This is a genomic window from Streptomyces sp. NPDC004051, assembly GCF_053604275.1.
In genome coordinates this window covers 58,794-79,823 of the sequence record NZ_JBSGHG010000021.1, presented here as the reverse complement: position 1 = coordinate 79,823, position 21,030 = coordinate 58,794, and the positions used below count along the sequence as shown (strand labels likewise).

Here is a 21,030-nt window from a genome sequence, read left to right as displayed (position 1 = left end):
CGAATGGAATGTCACTTCTTCTGACGGTTCATCGAGAAATCCCCGCCGGGAGCCGTCCGGTCGCCGTTGTCCCGGTGCGCGCCCGTCGGCCGTATCACTCGAAGGGATGACCCGGGCGCCGGGACCGTGGTCGGCGGCCGGTGCCACCACCTGCTCACCGGCGCAGGACGAGTTCCGCCCACACCTGTTTGCCGCCGCTGACCGGGAGCGTCCCCCAGGCCGCCGACACCGCCTCGACGAGCAGGATGCCGCGGCCGCCGGTGGCCTCCCAGCTGATGCTGCTCGGCTTGACGGGACTGCGCGGCGAGGCGTCGGCGACCGTGAGGCGGAGCCGGTCGCCGACGAGGATGAGGTCGAGGCGGACCTGTCCTTCGGTGTGCACGAGGGCGTTCGTGACCAGTTCGGAGACGATGAGCAGGGCGGCGTCGAGATCCTCGGTCACGCCCCAGGAGCGCAGGGTGCGCCGGGTGAAGCGGCGGGCGTGGCCCACCGCCTGGGGCACCCGCCACACCGTCCAGCTCTCCCGCAGCGGGCGCAGGGCCATGCCGTCGTAGCGCATCAGCAGCAGGGCGACGTCGTCGCTGCGCGCGGCCTTGCCGAGCAGGGTGTCGGCGACGAGTCCGAGGTCGGCCGGGTCGGCGGCGGCGAGCCGGCGGGCGAAGTCGTCCATGCCCTCGTCGATGTCGGCCTCGTGGGACTCGACCAGGCCGTCCGTGGTGAGGGCGACGGTCGTGCCGGGCCGGAGCCGGAGCGGGCTCATGGGGAAGTCGGCCTGTGTCATGACGCCGAGCGGTGGGCCGCCCTCCGCCTCCGCGATCTCGGTGCGGCCGTCCGGGTGCCGCAGCACCGGCGGCAGGTGCCCGGCGCGTACGCACCAGGCGGAGCCCTGCTCCAGGTCGACGTCGACATAGCAGCAGGTCGCGAAGAGGTCGCTCTCCATGTCGATGAGCAGCCGGTTGGCGCGCGACGCCACCACGTCGGGCGCGTGCCCCTCGACGGCGTAGGCGCGCAGCGCGGTGCGCAGCTGTCCCATGAGGGTGGCGGCGCCCGCGCTGTGCCCCTGGACGTCGCCGATGACGAGGGCGACGTGGTTGTCGGGCAGCGGGATCACGTCGTACCAGTCGCCGCCGAGTTCCAGGCCGACCGTGCTGGGCAGATAGCGGGCGACGGCGACCGCGCCGGGCAGCCGGGGCAGTCGGCGCGGCAGCAGCTGGCGCTGGAGCATGCCGACCAGTTCGTGTTCGGCGTCGAGGGAACGGGCCCGCATCAGGGCCTGTCCGGCGAGGCCGGCGGCGGCCGTGAGCAGGGCGCGTTCGTCGGCTCCGAAGTCGTGCGGGGCGTCCCAACCGATGAGGCAGGCGCCGGCCATCCGGTTGCCGGCGGGCAGCGGCAGCATCGCGAGGCCGCCGGGGCCGACCTCGGCCAGGGAGGTCTCCAGCGGGCTGCCCGCGGGCCAGATCCGGGGCCGGCCCTCGCGCAGGACGGCGGCGAGGGTGGGCATGGTGCGCACCGGTGCCTCGGGCCATTCGCCGCGCCACTCCGCGCGCCACAGCTCCGGCCAGGCGTCCGGTTCCGGCGGGTCGAGGACGGTGACGACGAGCCGGTCGTTCTCCAGTTCGGCGACCGCGATCCGGTCGGCCCTGAGCGGCCCGCGCAGGGCGGCGACCACGGCCCGGCCGACATCGCGGACGGTGACCGCGATGTCGAGTGTGGCGGCGAGGCGCTGCACCCGGGCCACGTCGGTGACGTCGGAGCGCAGCGTGGACGCGTCGGCGACGGAGCCCACGAGACGGGCCGGGCGGCCCTCTCCGCCCTGGAGCAGCCGGCCGCGGAGCCGGAGCCACTTCGGCGGGCCGGTGGGCTGCAGCACCCGGAACTCCAGCTCGCGCTCGCCGACGGTCAGGTGGTCGGCCTCGACCACCGACATCACGGAGGGCAGGTCCTCCGGCACGGTCAGTCCCATCAGGGTCTCCACCTGCCCGTCGAAGTCCTCCGGACCTAGACCGAACAGGTCCAGGACCTCATCCCCCAGCCGGACCCGTCCGGTGTCCATGGCGATGCTGAAGGTTCCCGGCGGCAGCTCGCCGCCGCCGTCGGCGGCCGGCGGCTCGGGAAAGGCGACCGCGTCGGCGACGAGCCCCAGGCAGGCCCTGTCCTCGAGGTCGAAGCCGCCGGGGCGCTCGCTGACGGCGAGCAGGCAGCCTCCGGGGTCGTGGCGCACGGGCAGGGCGGCGAGGAAGAAGTCACGGGCGGGTACGCGCCGTGCCTGGGCCTGGGCGGCCAGCTCCGCCGGCCCGAGCCACACCGGCCGGCCGCCCCGTACGGCCTCGGCGGCCGGGGAGCGCCCGGCGACGGAGTAGCTGTCGCGCACCCCGCACAGGCTCCGCGGGATCCCGGCCGACTCGACCAGGAGCAGCTGCTCGCCCTCCACGCTGGACGTGTACACGGCGACGAGCGCGGCGCCGGCGAAGACGAGGGCCTGTTCCAGGACCCGGCGCAACCGGTCCGGTGTCTCCGGTTCGGCGGTGATCGCCGTCAGGGCGGCTTCCGCTCGCAGCGTTCTCGTGCTGCGTCCCGCAGCGCCCTCACCGACCACGTTGGCCATTACAGCGCTTGTACGAGCCCCGCGCAGCCCCTGCGGCACCACGTCGCGGTCCGGCGGTCCGGCCGGCGGTCCGCTCGGGCCTCGACGGTCCGGCGAGGTGTCCGACGACCGGGGCGGGCCTCTCCCCGGGTCGCTCCCCGCCCTCCGCACCGACGGACCGGGGAGTCGCCCGGCGCCGGTTCCGGGGGCGTGCCGGCCGGTCTGTGCCGCCGCCCCGGACCCTGCCACGGTCGCGTGGCGGGGTCCGGGGCGGCGGCCCACCGCGGGTGCTCCGCCCGGTGCGGTCGGGCAGGTCCCGGTCGATGGGTCCAGTGGGTGGGTCCGGTCAGTGGATCCGGTCAGTGGGTCCTGGTCCGACCGCCGCCGTCCTCCGCGTCCCGGCCGGCCCCGTGGCCGTTCCCGTGGCCGGCTCCCTGTCCGGCTTCGTCACCGGCGCCCTGGCCGGCGCCCTGGTCGGCCTCCTGCCCCGCTCCGTCGCCGGCCTCCTGGCCGACGTCCGCACCGCCGTCCGCGTCCTCGTCGCCCGCCTGGGCGCCGACGCCGGCGCCCGCGCCGCCCTCGCCGAGGGTCGCGCCGACCGCGGCCAGGGCAGTGGTGACCGGCTGGAAGAACGTCACGCCGCCGACGGTGCAGTTGCCGCTGCCGCCCGAGGTCAGGCCGATCGCGAGACCGTCCCGGGTGAACATCGAGCCGCCGCTGTCGCCGGGTTCGGCGCAGACGTCGGTCTGGATGAGACCGGTGACCGTTCCCTCCGGGTAGTTCACCGTGGCGTTGAGACCGAGTACCTGGCCGTCGGCGAGCCCGGTGGTGCTGCCCATCCGGAACACCTCCTGGCCGACGGTGGCCTCGGCGGCCTCGGTGATCTGCACCGTCTGGCCGCCCACGTCGACGTCGCTCGGCGCCTGCGTGTTCGGGTCGTCGTACGTGGCGAGCGCGAAGTCGCCTTCACCGGGGAAGACGGCCTGGTCGATGGTGGCGATCGGGGCACCGCCCTGCTGGTCGGACCACTGCCGTCCGCCGAGCGCGCAGTGACCGGCCGTCAGGAAGGCGGGGGTGCCGTCGCCCGCGGTGACGTTGAAGCCGAGGGAGCAGCGGGAGTTGGCGGCGAAGATGGCGTCCCCGCCCGAGGCGAACGTCCTGAACGTGCCCTCGGACTTCTTGATGGTCGCCATGCCGGAACCGAGGTCCCGCACGGTGGACTCCAGTCTGTCCCACTTGTCGCCGGTCACCGTGGAGTCGGCGGTGACCAGGATCTTGTTGGTGCGCGGGTCGACGGCCCACGAGGTGCCGGGGATGGTCGCCTCGGTCTTCAGCGTCCGCGCGCCGGCCTCCAGCTCGCTCATGCTGTTGTCGACCTCGCGGACGGTCGCGCCCGCCTTCTTCGCCTGCACGATCACGTTGGTGTCGTCGCCGGGCACGACGTTGACGACGAGTCGCTGTTTGCCCTTGTCGTAGTAGGAACCGGCAAACGCGTCGCCGAGGAGCCCGGGGAGCTTCGAGGCGAGGTCCGAGGCGTCCGTGGCCTTCAGTGTCTTCGGCGCCGCCGCCGTGGCGCCGTCCGTCGCGCCGTCCTGTGAAGCATTGGCGTTGGGGAGCAGGAGCGCGGCGGCGCCGAGCGCCACCGCACCGCCCACCGCTATCGCGGCCTTGCGCTTCGGAATTCGCTTGTGACTCAAACTTCTCGACCTCCTGGGGGGACCGGAGTCGTGCCGCCGTTCGGCGGCTGTCGGCGCCTGGATGGCTGTTGGTACGCACGGGCCCGGCGAGGCGTTCAAATCCTTCTGCGGAGACCCGGTTCACCCTGCGAAATCGGCCAACTCATGTGCTCTGCCGACCGTTTGGGCGGACATCCGGATGCGGTACGCGTCGCGACCGGGCACGCACTCTCCGTCGTGAACGGCGACCGGGATCCCGGCTTCGGTGAATCTGCACATCGGCTTCCCGACGCGGTCACCGGAGCCGGAGGCCGTCCACGGGCCGGCCGTCCCCCTCACACCTTTGGGACCGGTGTGCCGGATTCCGGTTCGAGGGGCGCAAGCGGCGGGACGGGGCGATTCCGCGAGCCGTGTGAAGAAGTCGCCACCGGGCCGTGCCCTTCTCTGCACTCCTGTGCGCCACAAGGTCGCAACTCCCCTGGTGGGAGGCTTGTTCGAGTGGAAGCCCGGAGTCGGTGCGTGCTTTGATCCATCGCACCGCGAGGCCGTTGCGGACACCCGGCGACGGGGTCCGGCGCTCGTGGTCGCGGCTTTCCTCTGTCCCTGAGGAGCCGCTCTCCCCCTTGTGTCACTCCCATACGAAGGGAATTTCCCTCATGAACTCCACCCCCCAGGTCGAGACCGCCGAGATCTCCGACGCCGAGCTCGACAACGTCTCCGGCGGCCTGTCCGTGAACGCCGTGAGCGCCGTCACGGGCTCGGTGGACGGCATCGCCCCGGTCTCCGGTCTGGTCGACACGGCCGTCGGCACCGCCGAGGGTGTCACCGGCCTGAACACCGCCCCGGTCACGAACCTGGTCGCCGGTCTCTGATCGCGCCCTTGTGCCGCCGAGTCCCGGAGCCGCCCCCCGGCTCCGGGACTCGGTGTCGCTCCGGACCCCGCCGGCTCGGCCGAGCCGTACCCCGCCGTTCTCCGCAGAGTTCACGCAGGTGAGGGAAGTACCGTGCAGTTCCGCCAACAGGCCCTCGTCAGACTCCGGTCGCCCGAGGAACTCGATCTCCCGGTGCGCTTCGCCCGGCCGCAGGGCTGGCTGGTCCTCTCCGTGACCGTGGTCACCATGGCGGCCGCCTCCGTGTGGGCGGTGACCGGGTCCGTGACCTCCACGGTGGCCGCACCCGCCGTCCTGACGCACGGGCAGGGCAGTTACGTCCTGCAGAGCCCTCTCGCCGGGCAGGTCACCGCGGTCCTCGCGAAGCGAGGAGAGCGGCTGCCCGCGGACTCCCCCCTCCTGAAGGTCCGTACCGAGCAGGGCGACACCGTCGTCCGCACCCTGGACGCGGGCCGGATCACCGCACTCGCCGCCGACGTCGGGCAGATCATCGCCACCGGCGCGGACGTCGCCGCCGTGGAGAAGGTCGCCGACGCCGACGACCCGCTGTACGCGACCGTCTACGTCCCCGCCGAGAGCGCCGCCGGTATTCCCGCGCGCGCCGCGGTCGACCTCACCGTGCAGTCGGTGCCGAGCCAGGAGTACGGCGTGCTGCGCGGGAAGGTGAAGTCGGTGGACCGCTCCGCGCAGTCCGCCCAGCAGATCACCGCGTTCCTCGGGGACAGCCAGCTGGGCGAGCAGTTCACGAGGAAGGGCAGGCCGGTGGCCGTCACGGTCCGACTGGAGAAGTCGTCCGCCACGAAGAGCGGTTACCGGTGGTCCTCCGCCCAGGGACCGCCGTTCCCCCTGACCTCGATGACCCTGGCCTCGGGCGCCGTCCGGCTGTCCGACGAACGTCCCGTCGACTGGCTGCTGCCGTGACCACCGCACAGGAGACCCGCGGCCGGCGCCGTGCCGCCCCGCCCGGGCGCAAGGCCCCCAAGGCGCGCGGGAAGGCCGTCCGTACGCCCACCGTGCTCCAGATGGAGGCCGTGGAGTGCGGCGCCGCCTCGCTGGCGATGGTGCTCGGCCACTACGGACGCCATGTCCCGCTGGAGGAGCTGCGGATCGCCTGCGGTGTCTCCAGGGACGGCTCGCGCGCGAGCAACCTGCTGAAGGCGGCCCGCGGTTACGGGCTGACCGCCAAGGGCATGCAGATGGATCTGGCCGCCCTCGCCGAGGTGGCGGCGCCGGCCGTCCTGTTCTGGGAGTTCAACCACTACGTCGTCTACGACGGCATGGGCCGCCGGTTCGGCCGTCGCGGGGTGTTCGTCAACGACCCCGGCAAGGGCCGCCGGTTCGTGCCGCTGGAGGAGTTCGACGGCAGTTTCACCGGTGTCGTCCTGACGCTGGAACCCGGGCCGGACTTCACCCGGGGCGGTCGCAGACCGGGCGTCCTCGGCGCGATGCCGGCCCGGCTGCGCGGCACGGCGGGCACGCTGCCCGCGGTGGTGCTGTCGAGCCTGCTGCTGGTGGCGGTCGGCGCGGCGGTGCCCGGACTCAGCCGTACCTTCATCGACGAGTTCCTGATCGGCGGCCGGACGTCGATGCTGGGCGTGCTGTTCACGTCGATGGGCGCCTGTGTGCTGCTCACCCTGGTGCTGACCTGGCTCCAGCAGGCCAACCTGCTGCGCGGGCGGCTCGTCTCCTCCACGCTGTCCAGCGCCCGCTTCCTGCGGCATCTGCTGCGGCTGCCGGTGACGTTCTTCTCCCAGCGCAGCCCGGCCGACCTGGTGCAGCGCCTGCAGTCCAACGACGCCGTGGCCGAGACGCTGTCCCGGGACCTGTCGGCGGCGGGCGTGGACGCCGTCGTCGTCGTGCTGTACGCGGTGCTGCTGTACACGTACGACCCTCAGCTCACCTTCGTCGGGATCGGGGTGGCGCTGCTCAACGTCCTGGCGATGCGGATCGTCGTCCGGCTGCGCGCGACCCGTACGGCGAAACTGCGCGCGGACACCGCGCGCCTCACCAACACGGCGTACACCGGTCTGCAGCTGATCGAGACGATGAAGGCGACCGGCGGCGAGGACGGCTACTTCCGCAAGTGGGCCGGGCAGCACGCGATCACGCTGGAGGAACAGCAGCGGCTCGGGGTGCCGAGCGCCTGGCTCGGCGTGGTCGCGCCGACGCTCGCCACGCTCAACAGCGCGCTGATCCTGTGGATCGGCGGTATGCGCGCGGTCGAGGGGTACATCTCGGTCGGTCTGCTGGTCGCCTTCCAGGCGCTGGTCACCCGGTTCACCGCGCCGCTGACCCGGCTCAACGGTGTCGCGGGCCGGATCCAGGACTTCGCGGCGGACGTGACCCGGCTGAAGGACGTGGAGAACTTCCGGGCCGACCCGCTCTACGGCCGCCCCGGCGCCGGGGAGTCCACGCGCCGGCTGTACGGCCATGTCGAACTGCAGAACCTCACCTTCGGCTACAGCCCCTTGGACGAGCCGCTGCTGACCGGTTTCGACCTGACCGTCGGGCCGGGGCAGCAGGTGGCGCTGGTCGGCGGCTCCGGCAGCGGCAAGTCCACGGTCTCCCGGCTGCTCTCGGGCCTGTACACGCCGTGGGAGGGCGTGATCCGGATCGACGGGCAGCGCATCGAGGACATCGCGCGCGGGGCGCTGGCCGCGTCCGTGTCCTTCGTCGACCAGGAGGTGTTCCTCTTCGAGGGCACCGTCCGCGACAACGTGGCGCTGTGGGACCCGTCGATCCCGGACGAGGCGGTGGAGGAGGCGCTCCGGGACGCGGCCCTGTACGACGTGATCACGCGCCGGCCCGGCGGCATCCGGAGCCGGGTCGAGCAGGACGGCCGGAACTTCTCCGGCGGGCAGCGCCAGCGCCTGGAGATCGCGCGGGCGCTGGTGCGGCGGCCGAGCATCCTGGTGCTGGACGAGGTGACCAGCGCGCTGGACGCGGAGACCGAGCTGGTCGTGATGGACAACCTGCGCCGGCGCGGCTGTGCCTGTGTGGTGATCGCGCACCGGCTGAGCACGGTCCGGGACAGCGACGAGATCGTCGTCCTCGACCACGGCACGGTCGTGGAGCGCGGCCGGCACGAGGAACTGGTGGCGCGCGGGGGCGCGTACGCCGCGCTGGTCGGGGAGCGGTGAGATGACGACGACCGTGCGGGAGGGGCACGGGGGCGACCTCGTGCTGGGTGCGCTCGGTGCGCTGGGCACGCGGACGGACTGTGCCGGGTTCAACCGGCTGGATCTGGCGGGGCCGCAGACACTGTGGCTGATCGCGGCCGGCGCGGTGGACCTGTTCGCCGTCGACGCCGAGGAGCGGGGCCACTGGCACCACCTGGGCCGGCTGGAGGCGGGCTCGCTGCTGCTCGGCCCCGGCGCGGGACCGCGGCACACCCTGGTGGCCCGGCCGCTGCGGGACTGCGTGGTGCACCGTATCGGCCTGCGCGAGCTGTACCGGGCGGCGGACACCCGGACCTGGTCGTACGACGAGTACGGAGATCCGCAGTACGTCCCGCCGGCCGCGAGTCCGCTGGAGTACGCCCTCGCCCTCGGTGTGGGCCGCAGTCTGTCGGTGCTCTTCCAGGCGCCGATGGCCGCCGAGCGGGCCGCCGCGCCCGGCGACGACGACGTGTTCTGGATGCAGGTGCCGCCGGGCAGCGTGCAGTACGGCTCGCCGTACGGCGCCGAGGCCGCGGCGGACCTGCTGATGGACCCGGCGCTGTGGCAGAGCCTGGTCGACCAGCAGTACCGGCTGATGAGCACGCTGGACCGCTGGATCGAGCAGGTGGAGCACACCCATGAGACACGCGCCGCCGAGGGCATCAGGGCCGGTGAGGCGGTCCGCGACCGGGCCGACCGGACGCTGCTCGCCGCCATCGGCGAGCGGTCGGCGCGGGGAACGACCGCGGCCGACGCGGACGCCACGTACGCGGCCTGCGAGCTGGTCGCGCGGGCGGCCGGGATCTCGCTCGCCGGGCCGGACCGGCCCGGCACCGGCGGCGATCGTCTCGATCCGGTCGAGCAGATCGCCGTCGCGTCCCGTCTGCGCACCCGTGCCGTACGGCTGGAGGGGCGCTGGTGGCGGGACGACGTCGGTCCGCTGGTGGGTCACCGGGCGTTGTCCGGCGCGCCGGTGGCGCTGCTGTGGCGGCGCGGCGGATACGTCGCGGTGCATCCCGCGACGGGGCGTGAGACGCCGGTGGAGAAGGCGAACGCCGTGGAGTTCGAGCAGCGGGCGGTGATGTTCTACCGACCGCTGCCCGAGCGGCGGCTCGGTCCGCTCGGGTTGCTGCGGTTCTGCGTGTCGGGCACCCGCGGCGATCTGACGGGGCTGCTGCTCAGCGGTCTGGTCACGGTGGCGATCGGGGCGCTGGTGCCGATCGCCACGGGCAAGGTGCTCGGCGAGTTCGTGCCGAAGGCGCAGACCGGGCTGATCGCGCAGGTCTGTCTCGCGGTGATCATCGGCAGTGTGGTGGCCGCCGCCTTCATGCTGCTGCAGAACCTCACCCTGCTGCGGCTGGAGGGCCGGGTGGAGGCCACCCTCCAGCCCGCCGTGTGGGACAGGCTGCTGCGGCTGCCGACGTCGTTCTTCACCGAGCGCTCGACCGGTGAGCTGGCGAGCGCGGCCATGGGGATCAGCGCGATCCGCCGGCTGCTGGCCGGGGTCGGGCCGACGGTGGCCCAGTCGGTCACCGTCGGCGCGATGAACCTGGGGCTGCTGCTGTGGTTCAGCGTGCCGATGGCGCTGGCCGCGATCGGGATGCTCGTCGTCGTCGCCGCGGTGTTCACGGGGCTCGGACTGTGGCAGGTGCGGTGGCAGCGGCGCCTGGTGGTGCTCACCAACAAGCTGAACAACCAGGCCTTCCAGACACTGCGCGGACTGCCGAAGCTGCGGGTGGCGGCGGCGGAGAACTACGCGTACGGGGCGTGGGCGTCCGAGTTCGCCCGCAGCCGTGAGCTCCAGCAGAGGGCCGGCCGGATCAAGAACCTGACGGCGGTGCTGGGCGCGGTCTGTCTGCCGCTGTGCACACTGGCGATGTTCATGCTGCTGGCGGGCCCGGCGCGCGGCTCAATGACGGCGGCCGAGTTCCTCGCCTTCAACACGTCGGTGACGATGGTGCTGACCTCGGTCACCCAGCTGACCGGCGCGTTCGTCTCCGGGGTGGCCGTGCTGCCGCTGTTCGAGCAGATCCGGCCGGTGCTGGACGCGACCCCCGAGGTACGGGCGGCGAGCACCCGGCCGGGCCCGCTGAGCGGGGCGCTCGAGGCACGGCGGGTGTCCTTCCGCTACTCCGACGACGGCCCGCTGGTCCTCGACGACGTCTCCTTCGAGGCGCGGCCGGGCGAGTTCGTGGCGGTGGTCGGCCCCAGCGGCTGCGGCAAGTCCACCCTGCTGCGGCTGCTCATCGGCTTCGACCGGCCGCTGTCGGGCAGTGTGCTGTACGACGGTCAGGACCTGGCCGCGCTCGACCGGTCGGCGGTGCGCCGGCAGTGCGGTGTGGTGCTCCAGCACGCCCAGCCGTTCACCGGTTCCCTCCTGGACGTCATCTGCGGCACCGAGCCGTACACGCCCGAGGAGGCGATGGCGGCGGCCGAGATGGCGGGGCTCGCCGAGGACATCCGGCGGATGCCGATGGGGCTGCACACCATCGTCTCGGGCAGCGGCACGCTCTCCGGCGGCCAGCGGCAGCGGCTGATGATCGCCCAGGCGCTGATCCGCCGGCCGCGCATCCTCTTCTTCGACGAGGCGACCAGCGCCCTGGACAACGAGACGCAGCGCACGGTGATCGAGAGCACCAGGGCGCTGCGGGCCACCCGGGTCGTCATCGCGCACCGGCTGTCGACGGTGCTGGACGCGGACCGGGTGGTGGTGATGGAGCACGGCAAGGTGGTCCAGCAGGGTCCCCCGGCCCACTTGCTCGCCGACCCGGCCGGGCGGCTGCACGAACTGGTGCGGCGGCAGCTGGCGTGACGACGGCCCGTGAACGCCGGAGGCCGGCGGGCGGCCCCACTCCGCCCGCCGGCCTCCTTGTGCGAGACCGCACGTTCCGCGAGGAGGTCGGTACTCCCCAGTACCCCGACCGCCGCGCGGTCACGGGAACCGTGCGGTCCCGGTCTCAGAACGTGAGGACGCCCGAACCATGGGCGTTCATCACGCATTCGTTGGGGAAGGTGCGCTCGTAGGACACGCGCTGCCCCTGCCACACGCCTTCGGCGGTGACCACGACCGGGTCGTACTGCTTGGTGCAGAACACTCCCTCCGCGGCGGTCAGCGCGCGCAGGTCCCCGCCCACCTCGGCCAGTTCCCCGCACGCCGCGGCCGCGGCCGGGTGGGTGCCCGAGGCCTCGGGGGCACAGGTCAGGGTGACGGCGCGTTCCGGCGTGACGGCCGCCGCGCTCTCACCGCGCCCCATGGTGAGCACGAGGGCCGACGGGGCGTAGAGCGCGGACGCATCGCCGCTCGGGGCGGCCGACGCGCCGTGGGACAGAGGTGCGCAGACGGCCGCGGCCGTCAGGGCGAGGGTGGCGGCCCAGCGCGCGGTGTTCCGCATTGTGTGCATCCTTCCGCTCGTTTCGACGAGGTGCCGGGCCGTGCTCGGTGGTGCCGGACCGGCGAGCGGGAGTCTGCCGAGTCCGCCCCGGAAACACACGTCGACCCCGCCGGTTTCGGTAACCTTGCGTATTGAATCAGTGGCGCGAAGTCACGGAAAGCGGAAGTGTGGACCCTGTAATCACAGGGGTGCCGCGTGTACGAAGTGGCCAGATGGCCGAATCCCCATCGTTCAGCAATAGGCCTGAAACATTCCGATCCCGCTACCGGTCGACCATTCCGCGACAACTCGTGTTCATGATCCGTCCGCCGTCCGATCGCCGGACCGGATCTCCCCCTCGCCCTGCCGGGGCGGTGAACCGCCCCGCCCCGGCACACGGTTCACGGTTCGCGTCAGGAGTCCTCGGCCGACTCCACCGGCTCGGGCACCCAGCGCTGGTCCTCGGCCCGGTCCCGCACCCTGACGACGACGTCGGCGTTCGCGTCGGGGCCGGCCGGGGCGAGCGCCAGCCGTTCGTCCCAGCGGGGCAGCAACTCGCCCTGCACGGTGAGGTCGTAGCGCACGTCGTCGCCCCGGCCGTCGTTCTCCTCGGCACAGGTGGCGAGGACGACCACGCCGGCGTCCTTGTGCGAGTCCAGGCACAGGCCGGGATCGGCCACGCTGCGCAGCAGTCCGTCGTCCTCGTAGGTCCACTGCTGGCTCCACCCCGAGGAACACGGCGCCAGCCGGGTGCCGACGCCGTTCCTGGGCTCGCCCCGGGTGTCGAGGCACAGGCCGGAGGCGGCGTTGCGCAGCAGGGTCTGCTCCAGCCCCGTGGGCAGGCCGGCCACGCCCGGCGGGGACTCGGTCGGTACGACCCCGCGGCCGCCGGCCGCGCTGGCGGCCCCCGTCGGGCCGGTACCGCCCTCGGTCGCGGGGGGCCCCGCGATGAGCACGCTCACCAGCACGCCGGCCGAGACGGCTCCGAGGCCGGTGAGCAGGGTACGGGTGGAGCGCACCGCGTCCGGGAGCCCCAGGCCGGTGAGGCGGGCGGGTGCGGGTATCCGGGACAGGAGACGGCGCCGGCTGCCGCCGGACCGCCCGCCGCGGTGCCCGCGGCGGGCGGCGCGGCCGCCGCGCGGGCCCGGCGCCGCCCGGCCGGGGCGGGAGTCGAGGTAGCGGCGGGCGCCCCAGCCGAGGACCGCCTCGGCGAGGAGCGTGCCGAGAGCGCCCTCGAAATGGCTCAGTTGCTCGGCCGCGTTCCGGCAGTGGCGGCAGTCCGTCAGGTGCTGCTGCACGTCGGGGAGCAGCGCCTTGCCCCGGCGGATGGGCACGTCGAGGAGGCGGTTGTAGAACCGGCAGTCCTTCGTGGGCGCGAGTTCCTGGTGGGCCTGGACGCAGCCCTGACGGAACGCGTCACGCGCCTGCTCGAGCGCGCCCGACGCGATGTCGGGATCGATGCCGAGCAGACCGGCCGGCACCGACACGGGCTCCGCCTCGACCTCCACGTGCCAGAGCACGCAGCGCGCGAGGGCCGGCAGGGAGCGGAAGGAGCGCTGGGCGAGCGTGCGGTTGTCCGGCGTCATCGTCTTCGCCGCGCGCATACCGCGTCCGCCCGCGGGTTTCTGCAGGTCGGGCAGAGTCTCCGCGGTGCGGTCGTCGGCGGCCCATTCCCGGACCGTGTCCCGCACGGCCACCAGCAGCACCGGGCGCAGCGCGACGGCCGGTTCGCCGAGGGCGATCCGGTCCAGGACCCGGTGCTGTGCCGCCGCGGTGACCATGGCGGCCGTCGGCCCCGACGAGGCGAGGCAGATGGCCGCGTAGTCGTGCATGGACGTCCAGTGACGGGCCGTCAGCAGCGCCACGGACCGGGCGGCCTCGCTCTCCGGACGACCCCGCAGCCACGTGGCGAGGGCCTCGTCGGACTCCCCCGGATTCCCGCCGGGAGGGGGATACGGGGACCGACGGGAATGAGGGGTGGGCACTGAGGTGGTTCCTTCCCACGCGCAGGTGACACAGAAGTTCTGACGCCCAGAAGGAAAGTCCCCGAATGGTCCATACCTCTTGGCGGCTTTGCGCGGGAGGTCGCGAATTCACCGACGGTGAAATCGGATCCGGTTCGTCAACGCGCGTGCGACCCCGGATTTTACCCCCTCGCGGGCGGCTCACTCTCGCACACCCGTACACGGCCAACAAGGCACTCGGACCACCTCCGCCCGCCGACCGGAACGCCGACGTGAAAAGCCCGGCCGGCGCCCCTCGCGCCCGCTTTCCACCTGCACGTTCTCCCCGGCGTCTCCGCTGTGTTCTCCCCGGTCCGCATTCCGGGCGGCGGCGTCAGATCTGCCAGGACCGCAGCCGGTCCGCCGCCGCGTAGACGTCCGCCGCGCCGGACATCAGATCGCGGGCCAGGTCGACGATCGCGCCGTAGGGCGGGTCGATGCCCGCTCCGCTGACGAACATGTACGCCACGGCCGTCGCGCAGGCGAAGCGGGCGTTGGCCGACGGCAGCGGCCGGAGCAGGGCGAGGGTGTGCAGCAGGGCGGCGGCCCGCCAGGCCGGGTCCGAGTTCACGCCGAGGCGGGGCGGGTCGACGCGGTGCCGGGCGACGGCCGCGACCAGCGCCGAGAAGTCGTTGATGGCGGGCTGGTCCGGGAGGACCTCCTCGTGCCGCTGGAGCAGCCAGGGCACGTCTATGTGCAGGACGGGTCCCATCGGTCAGGCGGCCCGCCCTTCGTCCTTGGCGCGCGGTTCGTCGTCCGGGAAGGCGGCGGCGAATTCGTCGGCGTGGGAGGCGAAGAACCGGCGGAACGCCTCCGCGCCCTCCTGCAGCGCCCGGTGGCGCGCTATGTCGGCCGCGGCCGCCTCGCGCACGAGCGCCTTCATCGATGTACCGCGCTCCTTGGCGATCTGCCGCAGGTCCTCGAGTTCACGGTCACTGAACTCCACATTGAGAGCAGGCATGCCCTCACGGTACCGCTCAGGTACTCAATCGTAAATACCAGCAGCTCAGAGCAGTGATGAACCGGTACCGACCGGACAGGCGGGAGCGTGCGGGAAGTATCGCCCCGCGGAACGGGACGGCGTCTCCGGCGCCGGTACGGGCACCGCGAGGAGCCTGCCCCGGCGACCGCTTCGGGCGTCGCGCCCGCCACTCCCGTCCCGGCCCCGCGGTCCCGGGCCGGCCGGGGTGGCGGGCCACGTCCGGCTTCGACGCACTAGGCTGGAACTCTGGCGGTCCACCAGTTCACGGTGAGTGTGCGCGATGGAGTGGCGACGATGAGGCCGGACGACCCGTTCGACGATCCGGTGACGGCCCGCGCCGTCATCGCCGCCGACGGCACCCTCGTGCGGTGGAACGAAGGCGCCCGGCTGCTGCTGGGCCACCGCGCCGAGGAGGTGGTCGGCCGCCCCGCGGCCGACCTGCTCGTCGCCGGCGCCGAACCGCCCCCACCGCCGTCGGGCACGCTCTGGCACGGCACGCTCGCGCTTCGGCACCAGGACGGTGGCACCGTCACCGTGTGGGTCCTCGCCCACCGCGTCCTGCGGGAGGACGGCGGCACCGGCGACTGGCTGGCCGTCACACCGCTGGGGTCCGGGGAGACCGACCCGGCCGAGGATCCGCTGCTCCGGGCGGCCATGCTCCAGTCCCCGTGCGCCACCGCGGTCTTCGACCGGGACCTGCGCCTGCGCGGTGTCAACGACGCGATGGCGGCCCTCCTCGGGCTGCCCGCCCGCCAGCTGCGCGGACTCAGGCCCACCGAGCTGGGCAGCCGGCCCCGGCACTTCGAGCTGGAGCGGCACATGAGCCAGGTGCTGCGGAGCGGCCGGGGCCACGACATGCAGACCCGCGTACGTTTCTCCGGGGCGGGTCGCGCACAGGCCTGGCTGGCCCGGATCGCGCCCCTCACCGACGACGGCGGCCGGGTGGCCGGCGTGTGCGTGACGGCTCACGACTTCACCGAGCAGTACAGCGCGCGGGCCCGGCTGCAGCTCGTCAACGAGGCCAGCATGCGCATCGGCACCACCCTCGACGTCACCCGGACGGCGCAGGAGCTGACGGAGGTCTGTGTGCCCGCGCTCGCCGATTTCGTCAGCGTCGACCTGCTCGAGCAGAACGACCTGCTCGAACAGAACGACCTGGGTGCCGGCGCCACCGGCCCGCCGGCCCTGCCGGTCGCGCTGCGCCGGATGGCCCACCGGGCCTACGCCCCGGGCGGTTTCGAGCCGATCGCCGGCCCGGACGAGGTGATCGTCTACCCGGCCACCGCGCCCCAGGCCGATTCGCTGATCGCCGGTCACAGCGTCGTCGCCTCGGTGCCCTCGGGCGACCTCAACCCGTGGCTCGCGGCCGACGAGACCCAGGCCCGGCAGATCCGGGAGCTCGGCGTCCACTCGATCCTGTCCGTCCCCCTCCAGGCCCGTGGTACCACGCTCGGCGTCGCGGTGTTCACCCGGTTCCGGCACCCCGATTCCTTCACCCACGACGACGTGCTGCTCGCCGAGGAGGTCACGGCACGGGCCGCCGTCTGCATCGACAACGCCCGCCGCTACTCCCGCGAGCGCGAGACCACCCGCACCCTCCGGCGCAGCATGCTCCCCCGCGGCCTGCCCCGGACGGCCGCGGTGGACTCCGCCTCCCGGTATCTGCCGGCCGCGCGTTCCGGTGTGGGCGGCGACTGGTTCGACGTGATCCCGTTGTCCGGGATGCGGGTGGCCATCGTGGTGGGGGACGTCGCGGGCCGCGGCATCCAGGCCTCCGCGACGATGAGCAGGCTGCGTACGGCCGTCCGCACCCTCGCCGACATCGATCTGGCCCCCGACGAACTCCTCACCCACGTCGACGACCTGGTCCTGCACCTCGCCCATGAGTCGGCCGGCGACGTCGACGGCGGCCGTGGCGAGGCCGCCGACGGCGGTCACGGCGAGGTCGGCGCGACCTGCCTGTACGCGGTGTACGACCCGGTGTCCCGGCGCTGCACCCTGGCACGGGCGGGGCATCCGCCGCCCGTGCTGGTTCCGCCGGACGGGCCGGCCCGCGTGCTCGACCTGCCGTCCGGACCGCCGCTGGGCCTGGGCGGTCTGCCCTTCGAGTCCGTGGAGCTGGAGTTGTCCGAGGGCTCGGTGCTGGCGTTCTACACCGACGGGCTGACCGAAGGCCCGGCGGGCGGCACGGGGACCGGCCGGGCGATGCTCACCGACGCCCTGTCGGACGCGGCCTCGGGCTCGCTCGACGAGGCCTGCGACCGCGTCCTGAACACCCTGCTCGGTCCGGGCAGCAGGACGGAGGACGCGGCCCTGCTGCTGACCCGTACCCGCGGGCTGCCGTCCTCCCGGGTCGCCACCTGGGACATCCCGGCCGATCCGGCGCTGGTCGCACCGATCCGCAAACAGGTCCTGGACCAGCTGGACGTCTGGTCCCTGACCGAGGCGTCGTTCACCGCCGAGCTGGTGGTGAGCGAGCTGGTCACCAACGCGATCCGCTACGGCGCCCCGCCCATCCGGCTCCGGCTCATCTGCGACGCGGCGACGCTGATCTGCGAGGTGTCCGACACCAACCACACCGCCCCGCACCTGCGGCGCGCCAAGACCTGGGACGAGGGCGGGCGGGGACTGCTCCTGGTCGCCCAGCTCACCCGGCGGTGGGGCAGCAGGCACACCGCCGAGGGCAAGACCATCTGGGCCGAACTGGGCCCGCTGGAGCAGGAGGAGCCGTGAGCGCTTTCCGCACCCTCGGGGCCGGCCCCTGACGCGGGGCTGGCCCCTGACGCGGGGGCGGGCGTCCGTCCGCGGCGGACGCCTCACCGTCACGGTCCGTCGGCGCCCCGGTCGGCGGTCTTCTTCCGCGGGTCGGACTCCGAGGCACGGATCGCCCAGCGCTGGGCGTCCGAATCGTCGCGGGTCTTGAGGACGAGGGCACCCGAGCCGTCGGTCGCCGCGGGCGCCAGCCCCAGGTCCTGGCCGGAGCGGGGCACCAGGCTGCCCTGCACGGTGAAGTCGTAGCGCGCGCTGTCGGCGTTCGCCCGCGCCGGGCCCGTGCACCGGGCCAGCCGCACCGAGTAACCGAGACGGGAGTCGAGGCACAGGTCCGGTTCCGCGGCGTTGCGCAGCAGCCCGTCCGTCTCGTACGTCCACTGCTGGATCGTGCCCGCCGAGCAGGCGGTGAGCTCGGTCTCGGCTCCCGCGACGGCGCGGTCGCCGACCACGCCGACGCACAGGCCGGAGGCGGTGTTGTGCAGCCGGCCGCGCAGGGCGCCCTTCACCACCTCGCCGGAGCCGGACCGCGGGGGGCCGCCGGCCGACGGGGGCCTCTCCTCGGCACCGGGGGTCCCGGAGGGACGGCCGGTGCCCCGCGCGGAGGCGTCGGAGCCGCCCGAGGTCCACAGCACCAGCGGAAGGACGATCAGCCCGCTGACCGTGAGGATGCCCGCGGCGAGGTTGCGCCGGCGCGCGGCCCGGCGGGCTGTCTTCCGGGCGACGCGGGAACCGGCGCGGAGCACGGCACCGCGAGAACCGGTGCGGGGCGCCGCACGTCGCCCGGAGCGGGCGGCGGGGCGGGGGGCGGGGTGCCCGACGGGAGAGGGGGCGGTGCTCGGGACCGGGGGCGCGGCGGGAGCGGTGCGGGGTTCTTCGGCGGGGAGGGGCGGGATCGGCGCCGGGCCGGTGAACGACTCCTCCGTCGCACCCGAGGGCCCGTCTCCGGAGCCGGGGAAGGCCATGTCGACGATGCTCTCGGGCGTCGGCCGCTCCGCGGCCGCCGTACCACCGTCCATGGCCCCCTCCGCAGGCCCGTCGGCGGCGTCGGCTGCTCGTGCCCGGCTCGCCACGTACTCCCGTGCGCTCCAGCCGAGGACCGCCTCCGCCAGGGCCGTGCCGAGTCCGGTGGTGAAGCGGGCGAGCTGGTCCGCGGCGTGCCGGCAGTGGACGCAGCCGTCCAGGTGTGTGCGCAGGTCCGGATCGAGTTCGGTGCCCGCTCGCCGGTAGGTCACCTCGAGCAGACGGACATAGCGCCGGCACTCCTGGTCGGGGGCCAGTTCGCCGTGGAGTTGGAGGACTTCGTCGCGCAACCGGTCCCGGGACCGGCGCAGTTCGATGCCGGCGCTCTCCTCGTCCAGTGCGAGCAGCCCGGCAGGGACGTGGAGCGGCTCCGACTCGACCTCCGCGTGCCACAGCAGACAGCGCGCCGCCTGCGGCAGTCGCTGGAACGCCCCTGACAGCAGGCGCCGTTCGGGCGGCGGCAGCAGTCGGGCGGCCGGCCGCCGGTCGTCACCGGACTCGGCGGTGAGGTCGGGGCGGAGCATCTCGCGCCGGTGGTCGCCGATCCACTCGGCGGCGATCCTGCGGACCGTGACGAGGAGTTGGGGACGCCACGCGGAGCTCGGTCCGTTGTGCTTCAGGGTCTCGCCGAAGAGCCGGGTGAACGCGGCGGTGGTGAGCATCCCGGCGGACCGCGGTCCGTCGGTGCACAGCCGGGCGTACCCGAAGACCGACTCCCAGTGCCGGTCGAGCAGTTCACCGGCGGGGTGCAGTGCCGGCGTGGCACCCGTCCACTTCCGCAACTCGGCGGCCAGCTGCTCGTCCGTCACCTCGGACGAATGGGCCGGAACCCGAAAATGCGACAGGCCGGTGTCCTTCACGGATGCAGTCCTTTCGAGGATGCGCGGAATAAAGTCCGTACCAACGGGCCCGCAGCCTCACCGACGATACGACGGAAGCCCGTCCGCACGGGATTCGGCATTTCGAACATCCGTCCGGAGCAGCTCTTCAGGAGCCGATCGGCCCGCGGGAGCGGCCACGCGCACGCCAGGACAAAAGATATCGTCCGCACGCCGGTGCGACCCACTTTTGCACAGGTCAACGAGGAGGAACAAGGCACCCCGTGATTTCGCGCATTTCTCCTACGGAAAAAGAGTTTTGACAAAGCGTCAACAGGATTCGGGATACTCGATTCCGTGCACCCGATCACCCGGTTCGACGCCCGGTGTCCGGAAAGGGCAGCCGGAAAAGCGAGCGGGCCGGGGCACCGCCGGGACGGTCGGCTCAGCGGTGGTCGGTTCGACGGTGATCGGCTCGGCGGTGATCAACCGGCCGGCGTCCGCGGGGACACCGCAGGGCCGTCGATCCGCTCCCGTCCGGGGGCCGGCTCCGTCCGCGCTCCGCCGTGCATGGCGGCCCGGCCGGCGGGCACCCGTGAGCCGGGCCCCGGCGGCGGGGTTCCCCGGTCCGCCTCCCGCGCCTCTCGCGTTCCCGGGGCACCCGGTCGGGTGCGGTGGGGCCGTGCCCATGGCGCAAAACGGGGAACGTGGTCACAGGGACTCTTGAACGCCGGAACCGACCTGGGAGATCCACGTGGCGAAGAAGACCAAGAAGAAGAAGCTGCCCCTGGCGTACAAACCCATCGGGTTCGTGCTGGGCTGGACGAGCGGCACCCTGGCGGGACTCGCCTTCCAGAAGACGTGGAAGGTGATCCGGCACGAGGACAACGCGCCCGACGCGCTGGACCGGGACCGCCGCTGGGGCGAGATCCTGCTGGCCGCCGCGATCCAGGGCGCCATCTTCGCGGCGGTGCGCAGCGCCGTGGACCGCGCGGGCGCCAAGGCCATCGAGCGCTCGACGGGCTACTGGCCGGTCCCGGACAAGGGCGGACGCGACTGACCGGGGCGGCGCCCTGCCCCTGCTCCCCCGCTCCGGCCCCGTCCCCGGCGCGGGGGCCCGGGCGTCTTCGCGGGGAGGCGCCCGTCAGCCCTGTTTCGGCCCCACCGGCGTCCCGCGGCGCAGGGTGAAGGAGTGCCCGGCCGGATCCGCGTAGCCGCGCTCCTCCCGGGGCCCGACGACCTCCCTCGTCTCCACCGCACGGCCGCCGAGGCTCACGATCAGGCGTTCCGCGGCGTCCAGGTCCTCGACCGCGAACTCCAGGTGCGCCTGGAGCGAGTTCTCGGGGCGCGGCCAGCTCGGTGCGGTGGTGTTGACGTCGCGGCGCAGCGCCAGCCGGAAGCCGTCTGCGGCCCGGATCTCCACCCGGTCGGTGTCGGCGTCGGCCACCTCGCCCTCCAGCAGCTCCCGGTAGAACTCGGCGAGTTTCTCGGGCTCGGCGCAGTCGAGCACCACCACTCCGGCATGTACCAGTGCCATGTCTTCCTCCGCGGGATCCGGTCCGTCCGGGCCCGGGGCGGCGCCCCGGCCCGTACCTGGCACCTGTCCCCACTCGACGGTTTCAATCCGTGCGCCAAGTCCAGTGACTTCAGGGGAGTTTGAGGCGGTAAGCACCTCAAGTGGCTTGTGAAGTAACAGACATCACGAGGAACGCTCGGTGTAGATCATTTGGGATCTGGGCAGCTACGTACCGCTTCC

The 21,030-nt window shown here is 73.3% G+C and carries 14 protein-coding genes; 6 read left to right on the top strand and 8 right to left on the bottom strand.

Annotation, left to right across the window (positions count from 1 at the left end; genetic code table 11):
- Positions 1–154 precede the first annotated feature (154 nt).
- On the bottom strand, positions 155–2,605 hold the full coding sequence (locus ACWEQO_RS21640; protein WP_361456924.1) for a SpoIIE family protein phosphatase: 2,451 nt from the start codon (positions 2,603–2,605) through the stop codon (positions 155–157).
- Between the two features lie 338 nt (positions 2,606–2,943).
- A complete protein-coding gene (locus ACWEQO_RS21635; protein ID WP_361456927.1) occupies positions 2,944–4,281 on the bottom strand; it encodes a S1 family peptidase in 1,338 nt (445 codons plus the stop codon).
- Positions 4,282–4,916: 635 nt separating this feature from the next.
- Between ACWEQO_RS21635 and ACWEQO_RS21630 the strand changes: the two genes are divergently transcribed.
- The 4 genes from ACWEQO_RS21630 (at position 4,917) to ACWEQO_RS21615 (ending at position 11,120) form a co-directional block, all read left to right on the top strand.
- Positions 4,917–5,132, top strand: a complete 216-nt coding sequence (locus ACWEQO_RS21630; protein ID WP_361456930.1) for a type A2 lantipeptide — start codon at positions 4,917–4,919, stop codon at positions 5,130–5,132.
- 132 nt (positions 5,133–5,264) lie between these two features.
- On the top strand, positions 5,265–6,071 hold the full coding sequence (locus tag ACWEQO_RS21625) for an HlyD family efflux transporter periplasmic adaptor subunit (protein ID WP_361456933.1): 807 nt from the start codon (positions 5,265–5,267) through the stop codon (positions 6,069–6,071).
- Complete coding sequence (locus tag ACWEQO_RS21620; RefSeq protein ID WP_452984853.1) at positions 6,068–8,290, top strand: NHLP family bacteriocin export ABC transporter peptidase/permease/ATPase subunit; 2,223 nt, start codon at positions 6,068–6,070, stop codon at positions 8,288–8,290. Before ACWEQO_RS21625 ends, ACWEQO_RS21620 begins: the two co-directional genes overlap by 4 nt.
- A gap of 1 nt (position 8,291) precedes the next feature.
- Entirely contained in the window at positions 8,292–11,120 is a 2,829-nt protein-coding gene (locus ACWEQO_RS21615; RefSeq protein ID WP_452984852.1) for an NHLP bacteriocin export ABC transporter permease/ATPase subunit, read from the top strand.
- Between the two features lie 145 nt (positions 11,121–11,265).
- On the opposite strand, the gene ACWEQO_RS21610 is transcribed toward ACWEQO_RS21615, so the two are convergent.
- From ACWEQO_RS21610 to ACWEQO_RS21595, 4 genes are all read right to left on the bottom strand, one after another.
- Positions 11,266–11,700, bottom strand: coding sequence for a subtilase-type protease inhibitor (locus tag ACWEQO_RS21610; protein WP_361456942.1), 435 nt, complete (start codon positions 11,698–11,700; stop codon positions 11,266–11,268).
- Between the two features lie 392 nt (positions 11,701–12,092).
- Positions 12,093–13,664, bottom strand: a complete 1,572-nt coding sequence (locus ACWEQO_RS21605; RefSeq protein WP_452984851.1) for an RICIN domain-containing protein — start codon at positions 13,662–13,664, stop codon at positions 12,093–12,095.
- Positions 13,665–14,016: 352 nt separating this feature from the next.
- Positions 14,017–14,394: a toxin Doc gene (locus ACWEQO_RS21600; protein ID WP_361456948.1), complete on the bottom strand. Its 378-nt coding sequence runs from the start codon at positions 14,392–14,394 to the stop codon at positions 14,017–14,019.
- A gap of 3 nt (positions 14,395–14,397) precedes the next feature.
- Entirely contained in the window at positions 14,398–14,643 is a 246-nt protein-coding gene (locus ACWEQO_RS21595; protein ID WP_279331846.1) for a hypothetical protein, read from the bottom strand.
- A gap of 315 nt (positions 14,644–14,958) precedes the next feature.
- Between ACWEQO_RS21595 and ACWEQO_RS21590 the strand changes: the two genes are divergently transcribed.
- Entirely contained in the window at positions 14,959–17,397 is a 2,439-nt protein-coding gene (locus tag ACWEQO_RS21590) for a SpoIIE family protein phosphatase (RefSeq protein ID WP_361456953.1), read from the top strand.
- Between the two features lie 89 nt (positions 17,398–17,486).
- Here ACWEQO_RS21590 and ACWEQO_RS21585 read toward each other — a convergent pair whose 3' ends face one another.
- Positions 17,487–19,316 carry a ricin-type beta-trefoil lectin domain protein gene (locus ACWEQO_RS21585; RefSeq protein ID WP_452984850.1) on the bottom strand — a complete coding sequence of 610 codons (1,830 nt, stop codon included), beginning with the start codon at positions 19,314–19,316 and terminating at the stop codon, positions 17,487–17,489.
- A 712-nt stretch (positions 19,317–20,028) separates the two neighbouring features.
- Here ACWEQO_RS21585 and ACWEQO_RS21580 point away from each other — a divergent pair.
- On the top strand, positions 20,029–20,334 hold the full coding sequence (locus ACWEQO_RS21580; protein ID WP_361456959.1) for a DUF4235 domain-containing protein: 306 nt from the start codon (positions 20,029–20,031) through the stop codon (positions 20,332–20,334).
- Positions 20,335–20,418: 84 nt separating this feature from the next.
- Here ACWEQO_RS21580 and ACWEQO_RS21575 read toward each other — a convergent pair whose 3' ends face one another.
- Complete coding sequence (locus ACWEQO_RS21575) at positions 20,419–20,811, bottom strand: VOC family protein (RefSeq protein ID WP_361456962.1); 393 nt, start codon at positions 20,809–20,811, stop codon at positions 20,419–20,421.
- Between the last annotated feature and the right edge of the window lie 219 nt (positions 20,812–21,030).

Bases quoted from the DNA above. Each gene is read 5' to 3' on its own strand.
- ACWEQO_RS21640 (WP_361456924.1), bottom strand. From the start codon at position 2,605: ATGGCCAACGTGGTCGGTGAGGGCGCTGCGGGACGCAGCACGAGAACG.
- ACWEQO_RS21630 (WP_361456930.1), top strand. From the start codon at position 4,917: ATGAACTCCACCCCCCAGGTCGAGACCGCCGAGATCTCCGACGCCGAG.
- ACWEQO_RS21615 (WP_452984852.1), top strand. From the start codon at position 8,292: ATGACGACGACCGTGCGGGAGGGGCACGGGGGCGACCTCGTGCTGGGT.
- ACWEQO_RS21610 (WP_361456942.1), bottom strand. From the start codon at position 11,700: ATGCGGAACACCGCGCGCTGGGCCGCCACCCTCGCCCTGACGGCCGCG.
- ACWEQO_RS21600 (WP_361456948.1), bottom strand. From the start codon at position 14,394: ATGGGACCCGTCCTGCACATAGACGTGCCCTGGCTGCTCCAGCGGCAC.
- ACWEQO_RS21595 (WP_279331846.1), bottom strand. From the start codon at position 14,643: ATGCCTGCTCTCAATGTGGAGTTCAGTGACCGTGAACTCGAGGACCTG.
- ACWEQO_RS21590 (WP_361456953.1), top strand. From the start codon at position 14,959: ATGAGGCCGGACGACCCGTTCGACGATCCGGTGACGGCCCGCGCCGTC.
- ACWEQO_RS21575 (WP_361456962.1), bottom strand. From the start codon at position 20,811: ATGGCACTGGTACATGCCGGAGTGGTGGTGCTCGACTGCGCCGAGCCC.